This is a genomic window from Alphaproteobacteria bacterium (assembly GCA_018662925.1).
Classification (GTDB): Bacteria; Pseudomonadota; Alphaproteobacteria; order 16-39-46; family JABJFC01; genus JABJFC01.
In genome coordinates, this window is record JABJFC010000025.1 from 1 (window position 1) to 5,712 (window position 5,712).

Consider the following 5,712-nt stretch of genomic DNA (forward strand, 5'->3'; position numbering starts at 1 on the left):
TTATCGCTCTTAAACGAAGGGCTTCTTGTGCGTCTTGGGATAACTTGCGGGCGTCTACTAATTCCATGGATAGACACTATCAGAATAACTCGCTTAAGTCCACTGTTTTATTGCCGGAGTAATATCAGATGCTCATTAAACCCTGAGCTATAGGTTAAATCATTTTTTAGATTCATTTTCTCACTCTGCTACATTTGAAGCAATCAAGTTAAATTCTATTCATTACTGAAGAAGGCGTCTACAAAGTAGTAGAACTCATATACGTTTTACCAACACCATTTAAAATTTGACATCTAAAATGCAAAAGTGCAACATGTAGTTGAAAATAAATAGAAACTTCATACTAATTATGGAAAAAAAATGTATACCCTCAACAAACTTCTTCTAATTTACCCACGAACAATAAATGGGAAGAGGTCGATGGTTGCAGAAGTAAATGCAGGGTCCCCACCCCTTATCTTAAAAGATTCAAAGATAATAGATTGGCTTATTAAACTTCCCAAACAATTTACATTGGAGGAATCAAAAACTTTATGGAGAGAATTAGATCTCTTCCAAGAAGTGTTTGATGCGTTTTTTTCACTTTTATTAAGAAAAAAGGTTGTCATCGATGCGCCCTCTGTTAAAGGTGAAGAGTGGTCTGCCTTTGGTTGGCAAGAGGCTCATGCATTCCATGAGGCAACACGCGATTACCCTTTCCTTGATATGGGTAAACCATCTGGTTTTGTTGATGATGAAAGCAGAATGGAAGATTTTAAATCTGCTTCGCTCCCCCCACCAATTTACCAGAAATTTGATGCTAAAATTAAATATCCTTTAGAAAAAGTAGAGTCTTTTACTGGCCTGGATGAGCTTATTGAGAATAGTTTTGAGAAAGGAAAAACTACCTTAAAACACTTTTCGGTTTTGTTCGATTTATGTTTTGGAGAAAGGAAAAAAGTAGATTTTGGTATTCAGGGGCATTTTTTGCAAAAGGCGATCCCTTCAGGCGGCGCTCGTCATACTACAGAAGTGTTTTTTGTATATTTTAATAACGCTGCAATGGAAAATGGAATATACCATTACAACGTGGAGGAAAACAGTTTAGATCAACTGAAAAAAGGTAATTATTTTGAGGAATTTTTTGACGCTACCCTTGATCTTTTTACGAAGTATACAAAAAGGCCTTTTGGACTTGTTATTTTTACGTGCCTGCATGAAAGAGCTATGTGGCGTTATCGAGATTCACGTTCATGGAGAGCTCCAATGATAGATATAGGCCATGCAATGATGATCCTGAGAACGGTATCTCAGAAATTGGGATTTGATTATTACTCTTATCAAAAGTTCAAAGATAAAGAAGTCTCTGAATTATTAGAGTTAGATAACATCAGGCAAACCCCACTGTACGTAACTACGCTGGTCTAAAATGAATACGAAAAAAATTATAACCTCCCCCTTTTTTATATTCGAATTTTCAAACGACTCGATTAGAGCATCTGATCTTATCAACAATCAACGTTTAAAATTTCTCCACCCATATATAACCAAACTGTGCGTTTTTTGCTTAGATGGGAAAACTAATGATGAGTGTCTAGATGAGGGATTTACTGAAGATGTTCTGAAACTAGCTCTAAACCACAACATTATTTTACATGTTGACAACCCTGTCTACGAAAGTTCCAGATTATGGGAAGACAGGAATTGGTTAAGAGCTGCATACCTTACTTTTTCACAGTTAGACCTGAAATATAAAGAAACAGTCTCAAAAAAAACAACACAAACTGCCCTGATTAACCACAGGAAAGAAATTATAGAAGAGTATAAAGAACAATCACTCTACCCCACTTTGAAATTCAGGGAAGGAGAACGATTTCCTTTGTTGAAACCCACAAACTCAAAGCGTCAAGAAATAAACACACTCAAAAACAGAAGAAGTGTCAGGAACTTCAAGGAAAGTCCTGTTTCGTTCAGGGATTTTTCATATATTCTCTATGAGGCTTCCAATCAGCTGCGACTAGGAGAACTAGATAAAAATTCTGTCAATCCAATAGAAATATTTAACTCTTATTTCTGTTGGGGACAAATCTATATTATTGTTCAAAATGTTGAAGGAATTGAAAAAGCGGTGTATCAATATGACTTTAAGGAACACTCACTTATTAAAGTAGGCGCGTATTCTGATGACAAAGATATTTATAGCTGTATCCAAAACCAAAAATGGATTTCCGGAGGAGGATTTTGTGTGTTTATATGCGCTTTTTGGGAGAGGTACTATTGGGTTTACAGACACTCTCGTGCATATATCAACCTTCTCATACAGGTAGGCGAGTTTGGACAGGAATTTTTTCAGTCTGCAACTCGTTTGGGACTGGGAGGATGGGGAACACCAGCAATTTCAGAATCTCTTGCCAGTGAGCTCTTGGGTATAGACTCAAAACGAGAAGAAGCTTTGTATTTTCTTAAATTTGGGATAGGGAAAGCAAGTGATTCAGAATGAAATTATTAATAATGGATATTGTCTCGTTAGGTTAAACTCTAACATAGGTCTTGTAGATGCAGTCTCGGAAATTCAAAATAGCTTTAATTCTATCTTGAAAAGAGATGTTGTTATAAACAGTTCACCAACAGAAGGAGAACTAGGAGCTAATACTGAAGATTTTTGGTGCCATACAGATGGGGTTTTTATTAACACTCCACCTTCATACGTTCTGATTCAGGTTATTGAAGCAGATGCAGGTGGTGAACTTTGCTTGTTGGATACAGCCCACATTTCTCATGTCTTTTCAAAAGAAGAATTTTTTTTTGGAAAAGATGAAAATGGGGTTAAATCGAAAATAGTAAGTTACGATGAGAATAGTCAGAAGACCATCTTTAGGTACAGAGAAGATTATATGGCTAGTCTCCAGCCAAATTCCACACTTTTTAATGAAAACAGAAAAATTACAGATTATGTGGCTAAAGCAGAATTAAAAATAGGAAAACTCATGCCTGGAGAATTTCTAATTATAGATAACTGGAGAATGCTTCATAGAAGAAGATCTTTCACCGGAAAGAGAACCATACGGAGATTGTGGTTCTTTCAATCACACTCCAAGAAGAATTCATTATGAAAGAGCCTGGCATGTCTTATGATAAAGGACTGTTATCCTTGTGGACTCTTATTTTAAAGAAAATGTCACATAGAGATTATAGTAAGATTGCACTGGCTGGAGCAGTAGTTTTAGTCTCCTCTGCATTGCTTTCACTTCCTCCACTTGCTTTAAAAGAGGTAATAGATATTGTTGATCAGGCTTCATCGTCTCATAGAAATGTGTACTTTTTTTTGGGATGTTATGTCATGTTACTTTTCCTTGGGCGTGTGTTTCGTGAAAGTCAAATTTTTGTATTCGGACCAGTTCAACAGAACTTTCAAAAATATTTCACCGAAATTTGCTCATGGTCCCTTCTAAAAAAGAACTACCAATTTTACTTACATGGGAAATTTAGCACTCTAGCTCACACTATAGCGCTCGGAGAAAATGCATTAGGAATATTGTTGCAAAGGGTTTACTTTGACGTTTTATCTATGGCTTTAGAAATTCTTTTCTCTTTTATAATGCTTCTGAGTATATTTAAGCTTAAGTATGCAGTTTTATTCGCTTCTTTTATAATAATTTATCTTTTTTCTATTGTGAAAGGAGCTATATTTGTAAGGCCTTTCAGTAAAGCTGCAATTCATGAAACCATTAAGTCAAAAACAATGGTTACTGATCTTGCTTACAACTTTGAATCTATCAAAATCTTTAAACTAGAAAATGTTTTCCAAGATAGAATTTCTTTTCAATTACAACAGCAAAGAAAATCATTTTTTACGTTCTTTAAAAATAGAACTGGGGTGGGTATCCTTCAAAGTTTTATATTAGGATTTTTCTTCTTAACAACTAACATTATAGGTATTATTGATGTATATTCAGATAATGTATCTCTTGGTTTTTTGACTTTGATCAACGTGTATATGCTTCAGGTTATTAAGCCTTTTGAAGAGATAAATCTAATGATTAGAGATATTCTAGTTTCTATAGATTCACTGCAAAAATGTATCGATACAGTGAATCCTGATGTTGATCAAGCTCCACTTCATTATGACGATACGGAAGTTAATGAACTTCAGTTTAAAAATGTAAACTTTACTTTGGACTCACACCCTCGTCCCCTTCTTCACAATATAAGCCTTACATTGAAAAAAGGAGAAAGAATCGTTGTTGTTGGCAGCAATGGTTCTGGGAAAACAACTCTTTCAAAAATAATTTGTGGTTTGCTAGAACCTACTATGGGATCGATACAGTTAAACGGGAAAACTGTATCACAAAAATATTTATGTCGCTTGAAGAACATTATCCTCGTTCCTCAGGATCCCGCTTTGTTTAATGAGGACATACTTTATAACATCTTCCTCGAAAATAATGGCTCTCAACATGAGATTCCTTCAGAACTCTCTGACAAACTTGAGTTACGAGATTTACTAAATAGACACAAGGACAGATTTCCCTTGGGAGAAAGAGGAAATAACTTATCAGGAGGTGAAAGACAAAGAATTTTTCTGTTAAGAGCATTGTTACGAAACTCCGACTTTCTCGTGCTAGATGAAGCAACTTCTTCTCAAGATATTGACAAAGAAAAGAGCGTAGTTCAAAGTTTGTTAAAAATAAGAGATAAATGCATAGTTTTTATCACCCACAATTGGGAGAATGTTGTATTCTTTGATAAGGTAATTCATTTAAAAGAAGGTTCGATAGAATTTTTTGGTGATACTGAAGAATTTTTAAAATCTCACGATAGAAGTTATGAGAGAAAAAGAGATAATAGCTTTTAAGGAGGAAAGATATGAAGCTATTGATAAGAGTTACATCACTGAGTTTTCTTACTCTTTTTTTTATATCTAAAGGCAATGCAATGTTATATGACCAAGAAATCGAAGAACTAAAATACATTATTTCCCCCCCCCAAATCAAAGATGTAGAACAACTTTCAAATGCTCATGTTCAAGCCTGGTCAGAAACCTATGGTAGACGGCTTCCTAAATCCGTTCTAAGTTTTTTTAGTTATGATAAGCGTCACGCAATGTGGTCTAGCTTTTTAAAAGAAAGCCCTAATAAAGTGCTTATAGCAAAACGTGGTGAAGAGCTCATAGGGTTTACGTCCTGGAAGCTCGCAGATCGTAACACTGCTGAGCTATTGACCCTATATGTATTGAATCCCTATCAGAGAGTTGGCATTGGAAGTCGGCTGTTGTCTTTAGTCACATCGGCATTACTTGCTGAAGATATTAACAAACTAAACCTATGGGTTCTAGCTTCTAATCCAGCAATAGAATTTTACAAAACTAAGGGATTTAGTGAGATGCGAAGAGAGGTTAAAACTCTCGGTGACGATTCATTTGAGGAAACTCTAATGGAAAAAAATATTGAACAATAGTAAATGGCCTGCATCCTCCTTAAATTTGTCCTACTTTAGTAAAATCTCAAGGGAATTATATGGTCGATAAAACAACTTGAAATATCCTACGGAAGAATCTATCGTTACTTTGTGCAAGCAGATAGTTTGTGCTACTATAATGCCCCCCAGAAACCGGACCACTAGCTAAGTGAGACTTTTCCTCTATATTAGAGGAAAGGAAAAAAGGAATGACACGTCGTAAACATACCTCAACTTTTAAATCCCAGGTTGCCTTAGAGGCGATTCGTGGGGAAA

General features: G+C 35.4%; 5 protein-coding genes. All 5 read left to right on the forward strand.

From position 1 onward, the window contains the following. Positions 1–420: 420 nt before the first annotated feature. The 5 genes from HOL16_01925 to HOL16_01945 are packed head-to-tail and all read left to right on the forward strand — an operon-like array spanning position 421 to position 5,436. Positions 421–1,407 (forward strand): SagB/ThcOx family dehydrogenase, encoded by a 987-nt coding sequence (locus HOL16_01925; GenBank protein ID MBT5389451.1) that lies wholly within the window; start codon positions 421–423, stop codon positions 1,405–1,407. A 1-nt stretch (position 1,408) separates the two neighbouring features. Beyond that, complete coding sequence (locus HOL16_01930; GenBank protein ID MBT5389452.1) at positions 1,409–2,479, forward strand: SagB/ThcOx family dehydrogenase; 1,071 nt, start codon at positions 1,409–1,411, stop codon at positions 2,477–2,479. Continuing rightward, the gene (locus HOL16_01935) at positions 2,466–3,092 is read left to right on the forward strand and encodes a hypothetical protein (protein MBT5389453.1); all 627 of its coding nucleotides are present in this window, start codon (positions 2,466–2,468) and stop codon (positions 3,090–3,092) included. Before HOL16_01930 ends, HOL16_01935 begins: the two co-directional genes overlap by 14 nt. Next, on the forward strand, positions 3,089–4,834 hold the full coding sequence (locus tag HOL16_01940; GenBank protein ID MBT5389454.1) for an ABC transporter ATP-binding protein: 1,746 nt from the start codon (positions 3,089–3,091) through the stop codon (positions 4,832–4,834). Before HOL16_01935 ends, HOL16_01940 begins: the two co-directional genes overlap by 4 nt. A gap of 11 nt (positions 4,835–4,845) precedes the next feature. Continuing rightward, positions 4,846–5,436, forward strand: coding sequence for a GNAT family N-acetyltransferase (locus HOL16_01945; protein ID MBT5389455.1), 591 nt, complete (start codon positions 4,846–4,848; stop codon positions 5,434–5,436). Positions 5,437–5,712: the final 276 nt, after the last annotated feature.